At 49.9% G+C, this 20842-nt stretch carries 20 protein-coding genes and 1 tRNA gene; 18 read left to right on the top strand and 3 right to left on the bottom strand.

Annotated elements, in window-relative coordinates; genetic code table 11:
• Nucleotides 1-34: 34 nt before the first annotated feature.
• Nucleotides 35-355, top strand: coding sequence for a DUF6809 family protein (locus ACLTXB_RS02810; protein ID WP_412261107.1), 321 nt, complete (start codon nt 35-37; stop codon nt 353-355).
• A 2-nt stretch (nt 356-357) separates the two neighbouring features.
• Here the strand turns inward: ACLTXB_RS02810 and ACLTXB_RS02805 are convergent, their stop codons facing one another.
• Nucleotides 358-702 (bottom strand): hypothetical protein, encoded by a 345-nt coding sequence (locus ACLTXB_RS02805; protein ID WP_428226092.1) that lies wholly within the window; start codon nt 700-702, stop codon nt 358-360.
• A 100-nt stretch (nt 703-802) separates the two neighbouring features.
• On the opposite strand from ACLTXB_RS02805, the gene ACLTXB_RS02800 reads away from it, so the two are divergent.
• The 13 genes from ACLTXB_RS02800 (at nt 803) to ACLTXB_RS02740 (ending at nt 13206) form a co-directional block, all read left to right on the top strand.
• Nucleotides 803-1015 (top strand): helix-turn-helix domain-containing protein, encoded by a 213-nt coding sequence (locus ACLTXB_RS02800; protein ID WP_297202301.1) that lies wholly within the window; start codon nt 803-805, stop codon nt 1013-1015.
• A complete protein-coding gene (locus tag ACLTXB_RS02795) occupies nt 1002-2489 on the top strand; it encodes an Eco57I restriction-modification methylase domain-containing protein (RefSeq protein ID WP_412260971.1) in 1488 nt (495 codons plus the stop codon). Before ACLTXB_RS02800 ends, ACLTXB_RS02795 begins: the two co-directional genes overlap by 14 nt.
• A complete protein-coding gene (locus ACLTXB_RS02790; protein WP_412260969.1) occupies nt 2486-3403 on the top strand; it encodes a BsuBI/PstI family type II restriction endonuclease in 918 nt (305 codons plus the stop codon). Before ACLTXB_RS02795 ends, ACLTXB_RS02790 begins: the two co-directional genes overlap by 4 nt.
• A gap of 40 nt (nt 3404-3443) precedes the next feature.
• Nucleotides 3444-4616, top strand: coding sequence for a DUF262 domain-containing protein (locus ACLTXB_RS02785; RefSeq protein ID WP_412260967.1), 1173 nt, complete (start codon nt 3444-3446; stop codon nt 4614-4616).
• Nucleotides 4617-6047, top strand: coding sequence for an ATP-dependent nuclease (locus tag ACLTXB_RS02780; RefSeq protein ID WP_412260965.1), 1431 nt, complete (start codon nt 4617-4619; stop codon nt 6045-6047). It abuts the gene before it with no gap.
• 327 nt (nt 6048-6374) lie between these two features.
• A complete protein-coding gene (locus ACLTXB_RS02775) occupies nt 6375-7082 on the top strand; it encodes a hypothetical protein (protein ID WP_412260963.1) in 708 nt (235 codons plus the stop codon).
• Nucleotides 7083-7282: 200 nt separating this feature from the next.
• Nucleotides 7283-7462 carry a DNA-binding protein gene (locus tag ACLTXB_RS02770; protein WP_412260961.1) on the top strand — a complete coding sequence of 60 codons (180 nt, stop codon included), beginning with the start codon at nt 7283-7285 and terminating at the stop codon, nt 7460-7462.
• Nucleotides 7459-8004 (top strand): helix-turn-helix domain-containing protein, encoded by a 546-nt coding sequence (locus ACLTXB_RS02765; protein ID WP_412260959.1) that lies wholly within the window; start codon nt 7459-7461, stop codon nt 8002-8004. The genes ACLTXB_RS02770 and ACLTXB_RS02765 overlap by 4 nt, the downstream gene beginning before the upstream one ends.
• A 188-nt stretch (nt 8005-8192) precedes the next feature.
• The gene (locus tag ACLTXB_RS02760) at nt 8193-8612 is read left to right on the top strand and encodes a hypothetical protein (protein WP_412260958.1); all 420 of its coding nucleotides are present in this window, start codon (nt 8193-8195) and stop codon (nt 8610-8612) included.
• Nucleotides 8600-10456, top strand: a complete 1857-nt coding sequence (gene mobP3 / locus ACLTXB_RS02755) for a MobP3 family relaxase (RefSeq protein WP_412260956.1) — start codon at nt 8600-8602, stop codon at nt 10454-10456. Before ACLTXB_RS02760 ends, mobP3 begins: the two co-directional genes overlap by 13 nt.
• 159 nt (nt 10457-10615) lie before the next feature.
• Nucleotides 10616-10834, top strand: a complete 219-nt coding sequence (locus tag ACLTXB_RS02750; RefSeq protein ID WP_412260955.1) for a helix-turn-helix domain-containing protein — start codon at nt 10616-10618, stop codon at nt 10832-10834.
• Nucleotides 10835-10890: 56 nt separating this feature from the next.
• The gene (locus tag ACLTXB_RS02745) at nt 10891-12120 is read left to right on the top strand and encodes a tyrosine-type recombinase/integrase (protein ID WP_428226091.1); all 1230 of its coding nucleotides are present in this window, start codon (nt 10891-10893) and stop codon (nt 12118-12120) included.
• A gap of 444 nt (nt 12121-12564) precedes the next feature.
• A complete protein-coding gene (locus ACLTXB_RS02740; protein WP_289517791.1) occupies nt 12565-13206 on the top strand; it encodes a hypothetical protein in 642 nt (213 codons plus the stop codon).
• Between the two features lie 361 nt (nt 13207-13567).
• On the opposite strand, the gene ACLTXB_RS02735 is transcribed toward ACLTXB_RS02740, so the two are convergent.
• Nucleotides 13568-13906, bottom strand: coding sequence for a helix-turn-helix domain-containing protein (locus ACLTXB_RS02735; protein ID WP_412260951.1), 339 nt, complete (start codon nt 13904-13906; stop codon nt 13568-13570).
• 1007 nt (nt 13907-14913) lie between these two features.
• A tRNA-Pro gene (locus ACLTXB_RS02730) sits at nt 14914-14989 on the bottom strand.
• A 629-nt stretch (nt 14990-15618) separates the two neighbouring features.
• Here ACLTXB_RS02730 and ACLTXB_RS02725 point away from each other — a divergent pair.
• The 4 genes from ACLTXB_RS02725 to ACLTXB_RS02710 all read left to right on the top strand — a co-directional run bounded on the left by ACLTXB_RS02725 (nt 15619) and on the right by ACLTXB_RS02710 (nt 20640).
• On the top strand, nt 15619-16959 hold the full coding sequence (locus ACLTXB_RS02725) for an ATP-binding protein (RefSeq protein ID WP_317335059.1): 1341 nt from the start codon (nt 15619-15621) through the stop codon (nt 16957-16959).
• 157 nt (nt 16960-17116) lie between these two features.
• On the top strand, nt 17117-17827 hold the full coding sequence (locus ACLTXB_RS02720; RefSeq protein ID WP_412260949.1) for a tyrosine-type recombinase/integrase: 711 nt from the start codon (nt 17117-17119) through the stop codon (nt 17825-17827).
• A gap of 66 nt (nt 17828-17893) precedes the next feature.
• Complete coding sequence (locus ACLTXB_RS02715) at nt 17894-19096, top strand: tyrosine-type recombinase/integrase (protein WP_317335035.1); 1203 nt, start codon at nt 17894-17896, stop codon at nt 19094-19096.
• Nucleotides 19060-20640 (top strand): tyrosine-type recombinase/integrase, encoded by a 1581-nt coding sequence (locus ACLTXB_RS02710; protein ID WP_412260947.1) that lies wholly within the window; start codon nt 19060-19062, stop codon nt 20638-20640. The genes ACLTXB_RS02715 and ACLTXB_RS02710 overlap by 37 nt, the downstream gene beginning before the upstream one ends.
• Nucleotides 20641-20842: the final 202 nt, after the last annotated feature.

Raw genomic sequence — 20842 nt, 5'->3', positions numbered from 1 at the left:
AAGGTGTGGTATATGTTTGGATCGCAAGGAGATGATGACGGTGGAAAACAAACTGCTCAAAGATCTGTATGATTACTTTTATGTCCGCCCGGAGCTTGACGAACAGGAGAACGAAGTGGATGAGTGCCACAAAGCGTTGATCGCAGCGTTGGAAAAGCCGGAACGAAAACTGGTGCTGCGGATTATCGACGCCCAAAACTATATCACAGAACAGACCTCCCTCGACAGTTTTATGGCTGGCTTTGAACTGGCGTGGAGGTTCTCAATAGAACTGCAAAATGATATAAACGAGCGCTCATTCTCCTGTCGGACCAGGAAAACGGGCGCTCGTTGTGTATGGGAAGACGAAATATAAAATCAGCCTGGGCAGCCCTCGAAAAGTTGCCCAGGCATTCTGCTTGTAGGCTTGGTTCGGCGTTCCCACAGAAGGACCGCATCCACCTGCCGCTTCCACCTGAGATAGGCGGCTGTCACAAAGTCGGTCAGCAGCCCGGTGCCGATACACAGATGCCCCTCACGGTTCGGCATCACATCCGAGCGAAGGGTATCCTGCCCTCTCTCGGCACTCAGGAAATCCTCATAAACGATATTGATCTGACCCCCCGACTGCTCAAATAGTAAAAAACAACTGCTGATATTTGGAATATATCCGTATTCAGGGTTGGAACTTATTTTTGCAATCCACCAATCGTATTGGGACAAGTCGCTGCTAAAAACAAACTCATGTTTTCGTGAGGCTATCTTGAGGTATCGTGTGCTTTATGATATAATTACTCATCCACACATGAATGGAGAAGTAGCAATGCCGGTATCTTATGATAAACTTTGGAAAATTCTCATCGACAAAAAGATGAAACGCTCGGACTTAAAGGATGCTGCGGGCATTAGCTTTAATGTCTTAGCAAAGATGGGGAAAAATGAATTTGTATCAATGGAAAGCCTATATAAAATTTGTGTGGCTTTAGACTGCGGCATCGATGAAATTATGGAGTTTACGAATCATGAGCATGCTTGATTTTGCAATTAATGCAACAATAGAATATATTGACCATATGCCGAAAAGCCAGCGCAAAAAATATGGCCAGTTCTTTACAAGCAAAGAAACTGCAGCTTTTATGGCTGGGCTATTTGAAATTCCTAATGAATGCCAGACACTTTCTATCCTTGATCCTGGTGCTGGCTCTGGGATTCTTTCGATTGCACTATTGGAACGCTTACAAAGCTTTACAGCAATAGAAGAGATTAGATTGGTTTGCTATGAGAATGACCCAAATGTAATTGAATTGTTACGCTCTAATCTGAAGATAGCGTGTAGTCAATCCCAAAAGAAAATATCCTTTAAAATCGTTTCTGAAAACTATATTTTAAGCCAAATGGCTGACTATAATCTGATGTTAGGGGCGAATTTGGAACCTGAAAAATTTGATTTTGTAATCGGAAATCCTCCTTATATGAAAATAGCAAAGGATGCCCCAGAAGCCTTAGCCATGCCAGATGTTTGTTATGGTGCTCCCAATCTCTATTTTCTCTTTGCGTCTATGAGTATGTTTAACCTGAGAGATGGGGGAGAAATGGTTTATATTATTCCGCGCTCCTGGACTTCTGGCGCGTATTTCAAAAGATTTCGTCAGAAGTTTTTAAGCGAAGGTGCTTTGGAACATATCCACTTATTTGTTAGTCGCGATAAAGTCTTTGAAAAAGAGAGTGTACTGCAGGAAACTATTATTATTAAGCTGCGAAAAACGCGTTCAAAGCCAAAAACTGTTACCCTTACTACGACCCAAAGCAATGCGGACTTTTCAAAAAAGACCATTTTTGAGGCTCCGTACTCTGCTGTTATCAACGGACCAGATTCCTATGTATATCTGGTAACAAATGCTGAGGAAGTAGAGACACTTAATAGTTTGAACAAGTGGGAAAACACCCTGCCAAGTATTGGTCTAAAAATGAAAACTGGCCTTACAGTTGATTTCCGAAACAGAGAAGCACTGAGAGATACAGCTGAAGATCAGGCTGTTCCATTGTTCTATTCTCAGCACATACAAAATGGCAAAGTGGTTTTTCCTGTAGGGAAGGAACACGAGTACCTGGTTACTGAGCAGAGGGGGCTATTACAACCAAATAAGAACTATCTTTTTGTCAAACGATTTACAGCAAAAGAAGAACATAGGCGGCTTCAATGTGGTATTTATCTGGCAAAAAAGCATCCTGAGTATTCCCAGATCAGTACACAAAACAAGATAAATTTTATCGATGGGATGCGTGATCTTTCGGAATGTGTTGTGTACGGGCTTTATGTCTTGTTTAATTCCACCTTGTATGACTGCTATTATAGGATCTTGAATGGTTCAACGCAGGTCAATTCGACTGAGGTGAACTCTATGCCGGTTCCATCTATGGATGTCATTGAGGCCATGGGGAAAGAGCTGATTGCTGCACACGATATGTCGGAACCGGTTTGTGACAGAATTTTGAGGGGTTATGTATGAGTAGAATAGATGAAGCAAAAGAAATCTTAAATGCCTTGCAAGTCCCGGCAAAGCAGCAAAATGCCATGTGCTGTTGTGTTTTGCTTGCCATGGCGGGACTTGTTGAGGAAACTCCGTGGCAAGATGCGACGAACGAATGGATTCGTATTCACGATGTAATTGCTTTTTCGAATAACAACTATGGGACTACTTATGCAGAAAATAGTCGCGAAACCTTCAGAAAACAGGCTATGCACCATTTTAGAAATGCGGCTTTCATCGAGGATAATGGCAAGGCCACCAATAGCCCAAATTACCGCTATCGGTTGACAGATGAAATGCTGAAGTTGGTACAGAGTTTTGGTACAGATCGGTGGGAAACCAAGCTTACTTCTTTTCAAACTAATCACGACACGCTTGTTCAGCTATATGCTTCTAAGCGTGTCAGACGTAAAATGCCCGTGAAAATCAACGGTGAAGATTTCACTTTTTCTCCAGGCGATCATAATCAACTCCAAAAAGCAATTATCGAGGAATTTGCACCACGCTTTGCTCCAAATTCGGAATGTCTCTATGTCGGCGATACCATTGAAAAGGATTTGGTAAAGAACGAGGACAAACTTAGCGAACTGGGATTTACTATTACATTACATGATAAGATGCCAGATGTGGTCCTCTACTCAGAGGAGAAGAACTGGCTGTATTTTATAGAGTCGGTGACATCTGTTGGGCCGATGGAGCCGAAACGAATCAAAGAGATCGAAGAAATGACCACCGGCGTAACCGCTGGGAAGATCTATATTACAGCTTTTCTGGATTTTAAGACCTTCAAAAAATTTTCTGAGGCACTTGCTTGGGAAACAGAAGTTTGGATCGCAGATATGCCCGATCATATGATACATTTGAACGGGGATCGGTTCTTAGGTCCAAGATAAAATCTTACGTGCTATGAGATTCTGAATCGAGGTATATCAAATGAAATGTGAAACGACAACGTTAGATATAGAAACCATTGTCAATCGTATCAAAAATGGAGATATAGATCTCCAACCTGATTTTCAACGAGGAGAAATATGGACAATTCCCAAAAGGAGAAAACTGATTGATTCAATTTTGAGAGGTTGGAAAATTCCTCCTGTTCACTTTGTTGTTGGTGATGAATATGTAGAGGAAGTTTTAGATGGTCAGCAACGTTTAGCTGCTATTCGGGACTTTTACTGCAATAAAATTTCTGTAGATGGAAATATTGAACCAGTTGATGAAGAACTTGTAAAATTACAGGATTTTTATTATCGTGATCTTCCAATAGAATGGCAACGTAGATTTCGGCAGTATACAGTCACTATTGTGCGCCTAACTGAATACAAGCCAGAAGAGCCAGCCGAACTATTTTATAGATTGAATCAGCCAACAGCATTAACTTCTGCAGAGCAAAGAAATGCCTACATGGGAGAAACACGTAATCAGATAAAGGAACTGTCCGATCTATTTGTATCGTTGGGAGCATCTAAAGAAGTGATTGGGTTCTCCAATTCGCGTTTGGCATATGACGAGATAATATCAAAGTTTTGTTATGCCATAGAGAAACAGACTTTAAAGAAAAAAATTACATCTACAGATTTATCTGAACAATATCGAAAAGGCAATCCATTCTCAGATAAGTGTATAAAGATTGCTGAAGAAACGATTCGCAAATTTTTTATGTGCATAACGAAATATGGAGACCACCAATTTTCATTTAATAAAGCAACTTTATTTAGTTGGTTGGTATTCGTTAGACAAAATCTTTCAATGAACCAAGTTGAGCTTACACAGGTCGTTTTTAACTTTGAATTTTGTCGAGATTATGTTAAAGGAAAGAAACGGAACGATGCTCTCCTAAACATAAATGAATATGTGCGACTTCAAAAAGTTCTGCCTTTTTTTGAGGTTATGTTAAACACATTCAATCAGAGAGCCAGTATGGGAAGTACTGATGCTCTTTCAATAATTTATCGAGATATCATTATTGCGATTTTTCACGATGCGTTGCTGAATGATAAAACAGAGCTCCTTGATTTTGCACTCTATACTTTCGAAAAGGCGCAGAATATGAATTATGTTTTAGAATCAATTGTAGACAAGTATAATTGGGGTGAACATTTTTAAATGAGAAGCGCTAAAGTTCAGGATTATTGGCGAAAAGCATATAAACGCAAATATAAAAATAGCATTTTGACGCTTGATTTAAAAGGCCTCAATAACTTGTCGGAAATTGAGCTTTCAGAAGGAGTAGTTGCATTTTGCGGCTTGAATGGTGCAGGAAAGAGTACAATCATCTCTGCAATTAAAGACATTGTGGGTTTGAGTCTAACCAGTCAAGATATTAGAAGGGTTAATTCGCATAAGATTGCGGGAACTGCTGCTTTTGATGGAAATGTAGTGTCCTGTACAAATTGTGAGCAAGAGCGTTTCTTCGATAAAGGCATGGACAAATCGTCGGTCAAGTATATGGATTGCATGCTAAGCACATTAGTGCAATCCTTCATGATAGAACAGACTAATTTTGAAGAGCTTTTGGACCAATATGACGAATATGAAGTTACCAAAGACGAACTTGAAGATATAAATTACTTAATAGGGAAATCGTATTCATATTGTTCCATACGAGAAATCGAAGATGTTGATGGAAGTGACTTGCCCTTCCCATTCTTTCAAGTTGAAGTTGATGGAATAAAATATGATACAAGAAGTATGGGAAGCGGAGAGCACTTTCTACTTTATTTGTTTTGGTGCATAAAAAGTACAGATAAGGACACACTTTTAATAATTGAGGAACCTGAAACTTATATTAGTATTTTTTCTCAAACGCACTTTGCAGACTATATTGGGAAGATATTGGCAGAAGATGGCGTAAAGGTTATATTGACAACACATTCCCCATACATATTAAGAAATATCAAAAACGAGAACATTAGGATTGTGAGTAGAGTGGGAAATAATGTTTCAATAATTATGCCTGATAGTGATATTACCGTCGAAGGGGCCTTAGGAATTAGCCAGAATTGTCTTGGAACTTTTTTTGTGGAAGACCGAGTCGCCGCAGACTTTCTCACTGTGATATTGGAAGATAAAGCTCCTTGGATTCTTAAACAATATACAATCGATATTGTAGATGGTGAATCGGCTATTTCCGAAAGGCTAAAATTTCCTAAGAGCAACAATATACATTATAGTTTCGTAGGAATTTATGATGGCGATATGAGAGATTCGCTTTCAAATAAAGATGAGTTAAATTGGGGCTATTGTTTCTTGCCAGGAAAAAATGCTGCTGAAGAAAACTTTCGTGAATGCATAAGGATACCCCAGAAGTTAGAAAAATTATGTGCTGTATTGGGAAAGGATCAGCAGAAAGTAATTGCATTCTTAGCAACTATCGAGGGGCTTGATTGTCACGATTGGTTTTTGGAATTTCGCAAGCATTTATCTGTTGAGGGACGTGTCTTAGTAAATGCATTTTACTCTACAGTTATGAATGAAGATCCTTCAATTGAAGAGTTCGTTAGTGAGTTGCAAAAGGTCATTGAGACAAATGGATAAAGACTCGTGTTGTTCTTAATCCTCAATTGCAAGATCTGTTGAGGGATAAGTATTTTTGTACTATAATTTCTAAACCATCCAATCGTCTGTCTCAAGTAAAACCCTGATAGGATGACACAGATAGATTTTGATAGCAAAAGTCCGAATAAACCTTAGGACAAGGATAATCTGCGTCCAATAAAACCACGTCGAATTAAATCTTCTATACAAAAAAGTTTGAAAATGAATTTAACTCGGCGAGAGTGAATAATCAATAACAAACGGCTTCCATTTACAGAAATCCCATACTTCTCTATACTGAAAACAGAAAAGCGAGGAGGTGCGGAAATGGCGGGCAGACGGATCAGCGCCGGATACTACCGGCGGTATGACGGCAAGGTGGTCTATGTAATCTCTCTGGCCACCGACACCGACACCGGCGAAGAAAGTGTTATCTGGACCACCTACCCCTTTGCAACTGTCCCCAGATACTACACCTCCAGCAAAAAGTCCTTCTGCGCTTTTATCGAATTGAACGGCGAGCGGAAAACTAAGTATAAGCGAATGCTCAATATGAAGATCTCAGGGGAAGCCATAGAGCGGCTGGAGGAAGAAAGCTTCCGGGGACCGGTTCGTAAACGGCAGCGACCACAGCTGGATGAAGCATACGACTCCCGCGAGTACCAGCAATCTCTTACCTACTATGCATACGCAAAAGATCTCTGTGAGCACTACAACTTCGACCGGAACAAATATCACCTCTGCGTAAAGGAAAAGAGATTCGCCGCCATCACTAAAAGTGACTTCGCCAAGCTGAAAGAGGACCTGCAGTTTCTCGACGATGCCCTGAAAACGGTGCTGGCTGCATACCAGGATTATTTCCGGGAGCGATTCGTGGATGGCCTGTCCATCCGCAAGTACGCGGAAGCCCATCAGCTGAACCGTGGCAGCGTGGACTATCAGCAAAAGAAATTCTTCTCTGCTCTGGCCTCTCTGCTGAAAGAGCGGGACGAGGCGGAGGGAACATGCCGGCTGCTGAAACCAGCACAAAAGTAAATAATCCAACCTCAAACGGAGCGTCTGCGACAAAGCAGGCGCTCCGTTTTTCTGTCAAATGTATGTCAGTGGGATGTATTTTCCCCAATACAAGTAGAGAGACAACTCAGACACCATCCAAAGGATATGTCAAAACTATGTCACATGCAAATGTTTGCGGCTAAAGAAGTAGAGGGAGTTTTGAGAAGGAGATGGTCAACATGAGAGAATCTGTCCACAAGAGCTACGGTGAGGCAAAGGTGCCGGGCGTATCACTGTCCAGTAGGTATGAACTGATGCACCAACCGGACTTCACGGTGCTGCGTGTGGGCAACTGCATAGTGGTGCCGAAAGAAAAGTACATTCAGTGGATGGAGGAGCATACAGGAGGTGTTATATGAAGTTCCAACAGTGGCCCAAACGAGATCCCGACAAAAACTATTTCAAGGTTCCCAACGAAGTTTTTCACATCGGTCTCAGTTACCCGGAGATCTCCATCTACTGCTATCTGCTGAGCATCGAGGACAGAGAAACCTACCAGTGCTACCCCAGCTACAAGACCATCGGCAAGGCGCTGGGTATGAGTGAGAACACCGTGAGCAAGTATGTGCGCAGCCTGGAGGAGAAAGGTCTCATCCGCACCGAGACGACGATGGTGCAGAGCAAAGACGGCAGGCCCCTCAACGGGAATCTGCTCTACACCATCCGTCCGATCCAGGCGGCAATCGAATTGTTCTACGAGCGGCAGTTCCAGCAACTGGAGGAGGATACCGCCCGTCAGAGAGCGGCGGAACGCCTCGCAGAATTGGTCCGTGAAAGCCCACAGACCGCCCTGTGTGCGCCTTTCGGAGCGGAAGCGAGTCCCAGTACCAATCCGGGGTTGGAGGCCCAATTTGGCCCGCTTTCGGAGGAACTCTCGGGGACGAAAGAAAAAGCAGGATAAACGACGGGGTCGCAAGCGCCCCCTGTCGGAAGCACTTTTGCCCGCAGTGCGGGCAGTTGCGGGGGCTTTTGCGGGGATTGGAAATGGGGTCAAAATCCGGGCAGTGATATCATCTCTGCGGTCACTATCCCCGAAAGCCTACTGCCACAAGGAAAAAACAGGGGTCAACCCCCGGAAAGGAGAACATTATGAGCAAAAAAGAAAAATTCCCCCTCTACCTCTCACCGGGAAAAAAGGCCATCCTGGAGCGCCGGTATCAGGAGGATGGGAGCCGGAGCATCACCGCCTTCATTGAACGGGCGGTGGACTTTTATCTGGACTACCTCAGTGCCAACAGCGCCGGACTGTTTCTCCCCACCTCCATCAAGTCCTACCTGGACGGAAGGATGGGACAGCTGGAGGAGCGGCTGTCCTCCATCGCCTTCCGGCAGGCGGTGGAGCAGGACATGGTGGCCGGTATCCTCGCCGACGCGTATCAGTTCAGCGGCGAGGATCTACGCCGACGGCGGGCGGAGAGCGTCCAAAATGTGCGGAAAACCAATGGCCGCATCTCGCTGGAGCAGCGGGTGCGCGGTGCTTGGGAGGAGGATGATGAGTGGCAGGATTGATCGTAAAGAGCCCTTACCTCAAGTGCGGAAGCACCAGTTCGGTCAGCGGCTATCTGAGGTACATCGGCACACGGGAGCGGGTGGAGATCATCCCAGATGACCGTCCACCCACTCGAAAGCAGGAACAACTCATCACCAAACTGACCAGGGATTTTCCGGAGGCCAAGGAGCTGGGTGAGTATTCCGATTACAAAGACAAGCCCACAAAGGCCAATGCCTCGGTCTTTATCACCCGAGCACTGGAGGAGAACTGGTCTCAAGTGCAGCAATCAGATGGCTACATGAAGTACATCGCTACTCGGCCTCGCGCGGAGCGGCTTGGTGACCACGGGCTCTTTGGTGATGAGGAGACTGTGAATTTGGAACAGGCCATGCGAGAGCTGGATCAGTACAACGGGAATGTGTGGACGCATATCCTCTCACTGAAGCGTGAGGACGCTGCGCGTCTTGGATATGACAATGCCAAAGCGTGGCGGAACCTGCTCCGAGCCAATCGTAATGAAATTGCCGCCGCCATGAATATTCAACCGAACCACTTCCGCTGGTACGCTGCCTTCCACGATGAGGGCAAGCATCCCCATGTCCACATGATGGCGTGGTCAACACAGCCGGGAGAAGCGTACCTGACGCGGGACGGAATCCGCAATATCAAGTCTACCCTCACCAATCAGATCTTCAAACAGGAGATGCTCCACACCTACGAACAGAAGTCACAGTCGCGGGATGAACTGGTTCGGGAGGCACGCCGTGCAATCCGGCAGCTCACTCAGGAGATGGCACAAAGTATCTGCACGGCTCCTGAGATTGAGCAGAAGATGGAGCAACTGGCCGGACAACTGGAAACGGTCAAGGGCAAAAAATCCTATGGCTACCTTCCCAAGTCCGTGAAGAAAACCGTGGACGAGGTAGTGGACAAGCTGGAGGAGCTGCCAGTGGTGCGTGGGTGCTACGACCGGTGGTGCAGGCTCCAAGGTGAGGTGGAGAGTTACTACCACGACAAACCCAGAGAACGAAAAAAGCTGTCCCAGGAGAAAGAGTTCCGGCAGATCAAAAACGCTGTCATCCAGGAGGCAGAGCGCATCCGTCTGGGTGAGATCTCCTTCGAGGATGATAACTTGGCTGAGCACGACGAGCCGGAACAGGCGCGTGGTGAGTCTAATGCCTGCCGGGAGCTGTGGCGAATCATTCAGAACGAGGACATTTCTCTGGACTACCGTGACCGGGCGGCTGAGAAGTTGGAGCAGGTGGCGGAGTGCGGCGATGCCTATGTGCAATACCGGATGGGGCAGCTCTACCGGGACGGTCCTCTGCTGATCCCGGACAACCATAAGGCTAAGCACTGGCTCAGCCAGGCGGCAATACAGGGTCTGCCGGAAGCACAGTATGCCCTTGGCAAGCTGCTTCTCTCCGACGATTGGGAAGTGCGGGACACGGATGAGGGCATCCGCTGGCTAAAACAGGCGGCGGAAAACGGAAGCCACTTCGCCGCTTACCGCCTGGGCAAAGAGTATCTGGAGGGAAACACCGTCAGCAAGGACACCACAAGAGCGGCGGATTGGTTCACCAAATCGGCGGAGGCGGGAAACCAGTACGCCCAGTACATGATGGGCAAGCTGCACCTAACGGGACAGGGCCTACCACGGGATCAGGCTCGGGCAATGATGTGGTTCAGCCGTTCCGCGGTCCAGGGAAATCAGTATGCTCAGTTCTTTTTGGAGCAAAGGAACAATTTCCACCCGCCCTCTGTAATGCTGGCGGTCACCCAACTGCTCTACCACATGAGCCGGATCTTCCAGGACAACTCTGTGCCGCCCGACGTCCCGACGGGCCAGCAGGTGGATTGAAAACTCAGGCGGAAGATCCAGGAGAAGAAGATTGCGATGGGCCACAAGCCGGATGACCATGAGGAACAGTGGCCTGAGATGACCATGTAAGCGGCGCAAAAAATGAGCCGCAAAACAAAGAATAAAATCCCTTCCACGAGAAGGGTAGAAAGGAATCCGATGAAACGATCCAAGTACAGTTCGTTCAACGAACTCCCCCTAATGCTGACCGTGCAGGATGTGGCCGATGTGTTGGGCATCGGGCTGGCCCACGCCTACGAGGTGGCCCACCGGCAGGATTTCCCCACCATAACTTTGGGCAGCCGGATCATCGTCCCCCGTGATAAGTTCATGGCGTGGATCGATGAGCAGTCGTCCAAAAAAACGGAAATATTTTAGTGGCTATTTCAAAGATTCTGTGGTATTTGTTTGTGTTGCAAAAGGAGGGATGAACAATGGCAAAGAAACGAGCAAACGGCGAGGGCAGCATTCGAAAGAAGCCCAACGGCCGCTGGGAGGGCCGATACACTCAAGGCATCGACCCCAACACCGGCCGCGCCATTCAGAAAAGCGTGTCTGCCAGGACGCAGGCCGAATGCAAAGAGAAACTGGCAAAGGCCATCCGGGACAACCGGGGCATCCCGGTGAACCACAACGAGGACTACACTGTGGCGGAGTGGTGCCGGCTGTGGTTTGAAACCTACAGCAAGCCTGTGATCCGCCCCAACACCGCAAAGACCTATGAGAACATGATCGAAAACCACATCGTACCGGCCATCGGAGGAGTTAAGCTCAAACGGCTCACCGCCATCCAGATCCAGAAGATGTACAACGATTCCAAGACCAGCGGACGGGTGCAGCGGTTCGAGAAAAAGACCGACACGGCCCTGTCTGGAAGCACAGTGCGGCGCATCCACATGGTGCTGTCCTCGGCACTGAAGCAGGCGGTCAAGGAGCGGATCATTCCGTACAACCCCTGCGACAACTGCCGCATCCCACCCAAGGAGAAAAAGGAGATGACCATCATCCCGCCGGAGAAGCTGGGGGTGTACCTTAGCGAGGCGGAGAAGTACGGCGTCCTGTCCATGTTCTTCCTGGAACTGTCCAGCGGCCTGCGGCGGGGGGAACTGCTGGCCCTCCGGTGGGACGACCTGAATGTGAGGGATCGCATCCTCTCGGTGAGCAAGCAGGTCACTCGCATCGATGGGGAGCTGGTGGTGACGGAGCCGAAAACCAAGAACTCTGTCCGCAAGGTGGCGCTGTCCCAGCAGGCCGTGGATATGCTGGTGAAGGAGCATGAACAGCACCCGGATAACCCCATCCTGTTCCCGTCGCCCCGCACCGGCGGCTATTGGAGCCCGGATGCGGTGTCCAGGATTAACCGGAAGCTGCTGGCGAAGGCGGGCATTGAGGAGCATGTTCGCTTCCATGATCTGCGCCATACTTTCGCCACCATGGCCCTCTCCAGCGGCGTGGATGTAAAGACCTTGTCCAGTATGCTGGGCCACTATAGCGCCGGGTTTACCCTGGACACCTATACGCACATTACCAACGATATGCAGAGAGGTGCGGCGGAAAAGATCGGCGGCTTCATGGAAACAGCTACGGCTAAGCCAGAACCGGAACCGCCCGATCCGCCGGAGGAGAACCGGTGCAAGGTGATACCGTTCGAGAGAGTGGGATAACCGGGGATCTCCATATGGAAAGTCAGAATGCATCCGGAAAGGATGCACTCACAACTTGTCGAAAAAGTCCAGCTTATGCTTGATCTCATTGAGATAAGACACCCAAATACAGCCGTCTCCGGTTTTCATTCCGGAGGCGGTTTTAATAAACCCATACACCATAAAAGAGGGCATAACAAAAGCGCGTAGTTGTCCCGGATTATGCACGGTGGAGCCAGTTCCCGCTCGCGGGTGGTCGGCTTATTCATGGGCTCGGTCGCTTGGATATACCGTTTCTCCTCTGCATTAGTAGCAATAAAGTCCACTTCCTTGTTTATCACAGGCAAGCACAAAAAGCATGCCTGTCCATATTCAACCAGCAGTTCAATGACAACTGATCGAGTTTGGAGTATGCTTGACCCATCGAATCGTTCCGCCGGGGAGTGATATGAGGAGGTATGATCCATGAATATGAAAGATGCGTTTCGATTCCAGAATAAACTGAAAGGCCTGATGTGTGAGGCCACTGCCATCCTTCAGGACCGGCGCAATATCGTCAAGGTCAAGACCACACATCTTCGGAGCAAGGTCATGTCCGATACTCAGGATGCCGTAGTAGAGGAAGCGGCTCCCAGCGAGTATGCCGGCCACGCCAACGAGGTAGCCGCCTTCCTCATGTCCCTGCTGGAGGAGCGGGAGAAATTGTGCCGGGCTATCCACGCCGCCAAGAACGCATTGGATTTGGATATGGACAGCGAGGTGGGCCTGAACCGGCAGCGTCAGGAGTTGGCTGAGGTATTTCGTCACATGACCATGCTCCGCAACAGTGAAAAGACCATTGCCGGCGGAGGCTCCGGCTTCCGATTCAACGGCGAGGGAAACCAGGTCTCCTACCGCTGTGATGCCACGCAGGTCACCACCATCGACTTTGACCGGAACAAGATCCGAGGCATGGCCACGGCGCTCAGCAACAAGGCCGACGAGATCTCCATGTCCCTGGACAAGTGTCTGGTCAACACCGAGGTATCCTATGAGCCGCCCTTTGACATGAATGATAGCTTTGAGGACATCCTCAGCGACTTTATCGAAAAGAGTACGGCTGCATAAATGCCGTCACCACACCTTCAGGTGTGGTGGGCGTGGCAGAATGGATAGGCGGTGATGATCGGTTCAGGCGCAGATGAATTATGATGCTGCGCATCCCCCGGCAAAGAATGGACTGCATCTGATGAATGCAACATGAGCTCATAACTCATTGTGAAAGGCTCGTCAGTCGCCTCCATCCTCGTCCACCGAAATACTGCCATTTCTAACACACATCCATTGTCAAAAGCAGGATTCGACCTTACGCTTCTCTGATACTTGCCATAATGGCGTGATATTCTATTTATGAAGTCGCTTGTTCACCCAAGGGCTGCGGCCGCCCAGCAGGATCGCGGTAGGCCTATGGGCACAAGCGGATAAGGATCTAAGCGGTTTTGAAATTCTGCCATGCCCACTGTACCTGAAGAAATGTCCCCATAAAAAGACCTGAGCAGCAGGCGGCTGCCTGCTGCTCCCAAGAAACGATATGAGAAGCGGAGATGATGATCTCGTTCATCGGCACCTGGAGTAAAGCGCTCAGTGCATAGAGGTTATCTACACTGGGAAGGCTCTGGCCCCGCTGCCATTTGTAGATGGCTTGCGGCTCCTCAAATCCGAAATAGTGCTGGAGATCTCGGACTGTCAGGCCGCGATCCTTCCGGAGCCGGCAGATATTCGCCCCGGTAGCCACGGGATCGATGACAGGAAACTGAATCATGGACATATGGATCGCCTCCATTCATCAGGATGATCTCCGCCTCAGCGGAGTACTTTAGCATACCTGATATGTTCTGAAATAGCAAGCGATTTTTGCCATTTGTAATGAAATCGTTATAGAGGAGTCTACTATGGGAACATTCACGGTGCCATCAGTATATCAGCCAGCTATTGCTGCGCTATGCCCTCTGGGGTGATCACACCAAGACAAAAAGAAGGAGATGATCAGCTGTGACGCAGTTGATTCCATTGGACAAACGCAGTAAGAAAGCCCGGCGGGAATACCACGCGAAACAGCGTGGCTCCTGGCACGGGGTCAACCCTATCACCCGGACCGTACAGAGCAGGAAGATTTATGACAGAGCAAGAGTTAAACAAGCGGATCACCGAGATCTTGGAATCTACTAAAAACGAGCCTGGATGCGGCCGACGTTCCGGTCGCCAATATCGCCGCACCCAGTGTGTCAGGCACTCAGACCATCTTCTGTTTCTCATTCAACACAGCAGGTATGCACCAAACATGGGGTATATCATGGGAGACTATGAGAGATTAAGAACGTTACTTCATTCCGGACTGCATATTCAGTATATGAAGTCCAGCGATCGTCAACAGTATCTGAAGCGAAGATCCAATCGAAAGGTCCGTAAGTATTTCGGCCTATCAAAGAAGGGCAACCAGTATCGCAAAGTGTTCGAATACTGGTGGACGCTCTATTGAATTTAAGATAGGTCAAAGATTGACTTATAGCAGGAGGGATCCTGCTTCACGACCTACACAGCGTAGACATACGATCAGGAGTCGCCGACGACGGCGCTGATAGAAACGGCGAAAATGCGGAAATTTTCCTGTTAGGGATGAGTTAGGGATTTGTCAGTTTCAGCGGCTATCCTTACTCATGCTCCAGTCGCTTTTCCTCCCCTGAAACCACCGCTGAACAGCAATCGCCTTAAACACAAAAACCAGAATAAAAAACGAAGAAAAACCGCCTGTTTAGGCGGTTTTTCTAAGAAAGGTGGTCCGAGTGACAGGATTCGAACCTGCGGCATCCTGCTCCCAAAGCAGGCGCGCTACCAACTGCGCTACACCCGGATATGAAGTTGTGGGGTGGCCTGGGCGTATTCTCCCAAAGCAAGCGCGCTACCAACTGCGCTACACCCGGTTATAAAGTTTTCTGATTGTAGTCAAATATGGGGTCAGCGCCGGTTTTTGACCAGTTACCGGCGAGGGGCAAAACTCCGTCAGCCTTAGCGTCCCAGAGGTTTCCGGGATTTTGGAGAAGTGCGGCTCGAACGCCGGCCTCACGCTCCCAAATGTGTGTCGGAACCTTCAGCCGGCATTTTTCCGCCCTCTTTGGCCCTTTCCTCTGCTTGGGCAGTTCCTCTTTAACACTCTTTTGCCCTGCTTGTTTCAAGAAACCCTTTCGTCTTTTGGGATTTGTGTGGGATTGGATTCTGTGTATTAAAAGATGTTCCGCCCGATTTGAGGGGGGCAATGGCAGGCCAGATCACCTCAGCGGCGAGACGCAGGAATTGCGCCGCATAAAACAAAGAAATACGCCCCGGCATGATATGGCTTGCTCGGAAGCTGGAAAATGTGTATTTGGTCCAACAACTCGCTCATAAAATGTGTGGATAGAAGTAAAACTCGCTCATTTTTTGTGATTTCGATTGATTTCTCTATCGGGTATCGGTATAATAGAGGCGAAGGAGGCGAGTGAAATGCTCTACTTGAGACGAAAGATCGATGCATTCCTGGCCGAATGGAAGGCGAACCCCGACAGAAAGCCGTTGATCGTCAAGGGACCCCGGCAGGTGGGAAAGACCGAGTCGATCAAGCGGTTTGGAGATATGAATTACCAGAGTGTGATCACCATCAACTTCGTGGAAGAACCAAAGTATAAAATGATCACGGCAGACGGATATAAGGCGGATGACATCATCAAGAATATCTCCAGAATGGACCCGTCCAAACGGTTTATTGAGGGCGAAACACTGATATTCTTTGATGAACTGCAGGAGTTTCCGGATATCGCCACAGCGCTGAAGTTCTTCAAAATCGACGGCAGATTCGATGTGATCTGCAGCGGCTCTATGCTGGGCATCAATTACCGGAAAATCGAGAGCAACAGCGTGGGCTACAAGTCTGACTACGAGATGTTCTCGCTGGATTTCGAGGAATTCCTGTGGGCCAAAGGCTATGATGATGCCTTCATCGAAGATATGCTGGAGCATATGCGAAATCTCACGCCCTTCAACGAGGTACAGATGTCGGTGTGCAGCTCACTCTTCCTTGACTACTGCATCCTGGGCGGAATGCCCGCTGTTGTTCGTGAGTTCATTGTAAAAGGTACCTTTGAGGGGTCGCTTGAGATACAGAGACAGCTGATCGCAGACTACAAGGAGGACATTCGCAAATATGCCGAGGGCATCGACCAGACCAGGATCTTGAATGTATTCAACCACATTCCCGTGCAGCTTGCCAAGGACAACAAGAAGTTTCAAATCTCCAAAGTTGCCTCTGGCGCTCGTTTCCGTGACTATAGAGGCTGTGTGGAATGGCTGGACGATGCGGGAATGGTAAATATCTGCTACTGCCTGAATTTCCCGGAACTGCCGCTTCAGGGCAACTATGACGATACCAAGTATAAAATCTACTTTGCCGACAGCGGCCTGCTTGTAGCCATGCTGGACGAGGAAGCACAGGAGGATCTGCGGACCAACAAAAACCTCGGCGTCTATAAGGGCGCGCTTTACGAAAATGTGGTTGGCGAAGCACTGGTCAAGGCGGGATACAAACTCTATTACTATAAACGGGACGATTCTACTCTGGAACAGGATTTCTTCGTCCGAACGGCAAGCGCCCTGATTCCTATTGAGGTGAAGGCCAAAAACGGGACTGCCAAGTCCATGAGGACCCTGATCAGCAGTGAGAAGTATGCGGATATTCACTGCGGCATTAAGTTCACCGGCGGAAACATCGGATATAGTGATGATATCTATACCTTCCCCTATTTCTGCGCCTTCCTGCTGAAACGCTATTTGGCTGGAGCCGATATCTGATTCCGAATCGGATGCTTGTCATGTGATGAGTATATGACAAGAAGGTCAACAAGCGGCATTGTCCGGAGCAGTCATTCTTCTGCAAATATTCCATTCTTTCCAGTGGCTATTTTCCTCTTTCTGTGGTATTGTTCGGTTGCCGAAGGGAGGCGACAATATGCGGAAAGAACCTAACCTCACGGTGGGCCAGTGGTGTGACCGCTGGTTCTGCGAGAACCAGGGCAGATGGAGCAGCAGCACCGTGGGCGGATACCGCAACCTGATCTACCGCCACATCCTCCCCGAAATCGGGGGCATCCTGCTGGTGGAACTGACCGAAGACACCGTTACCAGTTTCTATGACAGTCTGCGGAGCCAGGGCCTCAGCGCCAGAAGTGTCTGGTGCGTCCACCTGCTCCTGCGGCGCTGCATGGACGAGGCAGCCCGTGACCAGCGCATCCCCTACAACCCGGTACGGCTCTGTCAGGAGCCACAAGCAGAAGCATATCGAACAACTCCCTTGCGCCTGGGGCAGCTCCAGCGGTACCTGGACGCGGCGGAACAGCTGGGCGTACTCCCTCTCATCTACACAGGACTCTCCAGCGGCCTGCGGCAATGTGAACTCATCACCTTGTCGTGGGCCGATTTTCATATCCGCTGCCGGTACATTCTCAAGGGGCAGCGCCTTCTGACCCTCAACAGCAGCGCGGAGCATCTCCTGGAGCAGATACCGGGAACCAGCTGCTATGTGTTCCTCAACCCCAAGACCGGAGCGCCGTATCGGCTCCACGAGTTCTACTACCTGCACAAGCGGATTCTGAAACAGGCGGGCTTGCCGTGGGTGGCCTTCCGCAACCTGCAGCGCCAGTGCATGGAGGTGGAGATATGACGCTGAAAGACTATATTCTCCGCTGGCAGGAGGCCTATGACAAGCCCCAGAGCCGTCCGACCACATATGTCAAAGCGCAGACCGTCCGGCGACGGCATGGTACGCAAAAAGGAGGACGGCCGCTGGGAGCGCCGGATCGTGGTGGGTCACAAGGCAAATGGCGATCCCATCTTCCGGTATGTGTACGGCCGCACGCAGAAGGAGTTGCTGAGCAAACTCCACCAGAGCATCGAAACCTATCAGGATGTAGAACTGACCGAGGACAGCCGCATGACGTTGGGCGAGTGGCTGGACCGATGGCTGGACGACTACAAAGCGGGGACGATCCGCCCCAGTACCATGTATGGCTACCGACAGTATGCCAAGCACTATATCAAGCCAATCCTGGGCGATAAGGTGATCTCCCGTATCACCTCAACCGATATTCAGCGGATGTACACCAGGCTGAAGCGGGAGGGGCGCGTCCACGAACACCCGGAGTACGGCCATCAGCTTTCGGACTCCATGCTCTCCCGCATTCATGCCATGCTCCACCACGCCATGAAGGACGCCCAGAGCGCGCACCTGATCGCCAAGAATCCGACAGAGGGCACAGTGGTCCCCAAGCCCAACTACCGGCCCAAGCAGATCCTGAACGAGGAGCAGCTGGACACCTTCCTGGAGGCCATCGAGCAGGATGAGGTGTGGCGGGACTTCTTCTACACCGAACTGACCACCGGCCTGCGCCGGGGTGAGATCTGCGGCCTCCGGTGGGAGGACTTCGACGAAGCGGAGGGGACCCTCAAAATCGTCCGGTCGGTCAGTTCCCGCAAAGCTGGCGCATTGGAGATCGGGGAGACCAAAACCAACAAGGGTCGGCGTACCATCTCCCTGCCGGACAGCACGGCCCAGGGTCTGCGGGAATGCAAGAATGCGGCCATCAGCCAGTGGATCTTCCCAAACCCGCTGCATCCGGAAGAGCCGGTCAACCCCAGCTATGCCTATCACCGGCTGAAGACGATCCTGAAAAACACGGGGCTGCCCAGCATCAGATTCCACGATTTGAGGCAGACGTTTGCCACCCACGCCCTCGCCGGCGGCGTGGACGCCAAGACCCTCTCGGGCATTCTGGGGCACACCAACGCCAGCTTCACCCTGGACACCTACACCCATGTGACCGGCGATATGCAGAAACAGGCGGCGAACATCGTGGGAGATTTCATGGCGGACATTTTGGGAGAGGAGTGGAAACCGTGGCGAGAAAGCGAAAGAACGGCGAGGGAACCGTAAGACTTCGCAAGGATGGCAGGTGGGAGGGCCGGGTGGTCATCGGCTGCGATGAAAAGAACCTTCCCAAAACCAAGAACGTTTTGGCCAAGACAAAAAGCGAGTGTGTGGAGAAACTGAAACAGTTGCAGGAGCAGTACACTCCGCCCAAGTCAGACAAGGTCAAGCCTGAGATGCCCTTTGGGGAGTGGATGGACTTCTGGTATCAGAACTACTCCATGCCGAAGCTCCGCCCCACCACCCGGGCGGGCTATGAGGGCAGGATCTACCAACACATCATCCCGGAGCTAGGTAGTGTCCCCCTCAATCAGCTGACACAGAACGACCTGCAACAGTTCTACGCCCGACTGAAAAAGAGCGGGCGCCTCCTCCACACGGAACACTACGGCAAGGGGCTGTCCGACCGCATGGTGCGGGCCTGCCATATGAACTGCCGGTCCGCGCTGGAGAAGGCGGTGCAGGAGGGACTGATCCGTGTGAATCCCGCCATCGGCTGCAAACTGCCGCCCAAGAAAGCCCGCGAAATGCAGGTGCTGACCCGTGAGGAGATCCAGCGGTTTCTGATCCAAGCCAAGGCGGAGGGGTACTTCGAGCTGTTCCTGCTGGAGCTGACCACTGGCCTGCGGCAGGGAGAACTGCTGGCTCTCCAGTGGGATGACCTGAACCTGGAAACTGGAGAGTTGAAGATCACCAAGCAGGTCTACCGAACAAAGGAGGACGGGCTCCTGATCTCCCAGCCCAAAACGAAGTCCTCCATCCGCACAGTCAGTCTGCCTCCGCCGCTCCTGGCCATTCTGAAAGAGTACAAGGAGGGCGTAAACTCCCGGTGGATGTTCCCATCGCCGGTCAAGGAGGGCTCGCCGCTGGACCCGGCCCACATCAGAACGCGGCTGCACCTCATTCTGGAACATGCCCAGTGCAAGCAAATCAGATTTCATGATTTGCGGCACACCTTTGCAACGATAGCCTTGGGAAACGGGATGGATGTGAAGACCCTCTCCGCCATGCTGGGCCATGTGTCGGCGGCCACTACGCTGGACATCTACACCCACATCACCAACCCGATGCGGTCTGAGGCAGCGGCAAAGATCGACCAGAGGATCGGAAAAGCGGCTCCACAGGAATCACCTGCGGAGCCGCAAGAGAAACGGGCCATGACCACGTTCCAGCCCTATGTCGGAAGAAAACGGAAGTCCGGCACCGGGTGTATCACCCAGATTAGCGAGAACTGCTGGGAGGGCCGGTACTCCCCGGTATGGCCGGATGGCAAAAAGCACTCCCGGAATGTGTACGCCAAGACGCGGGAGGAGTGTGAGACCCTCCTGCCTGGGCTGATCCAGCAGATGAAAGCGGAGATCAGGGCCATCAAGGAGAGCGGAAACCTGGATGCTATCCCGGACGGGATCAGCGAGAAGAAGAAAGCCATCGCCGCCTATATGCGGAAGTATCCGGAGGTCACCAGCAAGAGCGCCATCGCTAAGGCGGTGCAGGTAGATAAAAACACGGTCAACCGGTATTATGAGGAAATTCGGAGGGAGATGGACTGAGGTAAGTTAGGGAATTGTGCCAAAGTAAACAAAACAAAGAGTCTTTGGGATTTGCTCTGGAGACTTTTTATTTCCAAATGGGCGATTTATTACGAGGTGTCTATACAAGTTTTGGTTGGAACTTGTATTCTGGGAGAGGTATTATACATGATACATAGCATTTAGAAAGCGAAAACGCATCAGCTAAAATTCAGTAGTCTGC

This window comes from Flintibacter sp. (genome assembly GCF_046973065.1).
This window is presented reverse-complemented; position numbering and strand designations above follow the sequence as displayed.

Bases quoted from the DNA above. Each gene is read 5' to 3' on its own strand.
- ACLTXB_RS02810 (WP_412261107.1), top strand. From the start codon at position 35: ATGACGGTGGAAAACAAACTGCTCAAAGATCTGTATGATTACTTTTAT.
- ACLTXB_RS02800 (WP_297202301.1), top strand. From the start codon at position 803: ATGCCGGTATCTTATGATAAACTTTGGAAAATTCTCATCGACAAAAAG.
- ACLTXB_RS02795 (WP_412260971.1), top strand. From the start codon at position 1,002: ATGAGCATGCTTGATTTTGCAATTAATGCAACAATAGAATATATTGAC.
- ACLTXB_RS02790 (WP_412260969.1), top strand. From the start codon at position 2,486: ATGAGTAGAATAGATGAAGCAAAAGAAATCTTAAATGCCTTGCAAGTC.
- ACLTXB_RS02785 (WP_412260967.1), top strand. From the start codon at position 3,444: ATGAAATGTGAAACGACAACGTTAGATATAGAAACCATTGTCAATCGT.
- ACLTXB_RS02780 (WP_412260965.1), top strand. From the start codon at position 4,617: ATGAGAAGCGCTAAAGTTCAGGATTATTGGCGAAAAGCATATAAACGC.
- ACLTXB_RS02775 (WP_412260963.1), top strand. From the start codon at position 6,375: ATGGCGGGCAGACGGATCAGCGCCGGATACTACCGGCGGTATGACGGC.
- ACLTXB_RS02770 (WP_412260961.1), top strand. From the start codon at position 7,283: ATGAGAGAATCTGTCCACAAGAGCTACGGTGAGGCAAAGGTGCCGGGC.
- ACLTXB_RS02765 (WP_412260959.1), top strand. From the start codon at position 7,459: ATGAAGTTCCAACAGTGGCCCAAACGAGATCCCGACAAAAACTATTTC.
- ACLTXB_RS02760 (WP_412260958.1), top strand. From the start codon at position 8,193: ATGAGCAAAAAAGAAAAATTCCCCCTCTACCTCTCACCGGGAAAAAAG.
- ACLTXB_RS02750 (WP_412260955.1), top strand. From the start codon at position 10,616: ATGAAACGATCCAAGTACAGTTCGTTCAACGAACTCCCCCTAATGCTG.
- ACLTXB_RS02745 (WP_428226091.1), top strand. From the start codon at position 10,891: ATGGCAAAGAAACGAGCAAACGGCGAGGGCAGCATTCGAAAGAAGCCC.
- ACLTXB_RS02740 (WP_289517791.1), top strand. From the start codon at position 12,565: ATGAATATGAAAGATGCGTTTCGATTCCAGAATAAACTGAAAGGCCTG.
- ACLTXB_RS02735 (WP_412260951.1), bottom strand. From the start codon at position 13,906: ATGTCCATGATTCAGTTTCCTGTCATCGATCCCGTGGCTACCGGGGCG.
- ACLTXB_RS02725 (WP_317335059.1), top strand. From the start codon at position 15,619: ATGCTCTACTTGAGACGAAAGATCGATGCATTCCTGGCCGAATGGAAG.
- ACLTXB_RS02720 (WP_412260949.1), top strand. From the start codon at position 17,117: ATGCGGAAAGAACCTAACCTCACGGTGGGCCAGTGGTGTGACCGCTGG.
- ACLTXB_RS02715 (WP_317335035.1), top strand. From the start codon at position 17,894: ATGTCAAAGCGCAGACCGTCCGGCGACGGCATGGTACGCAAAAAGGAG.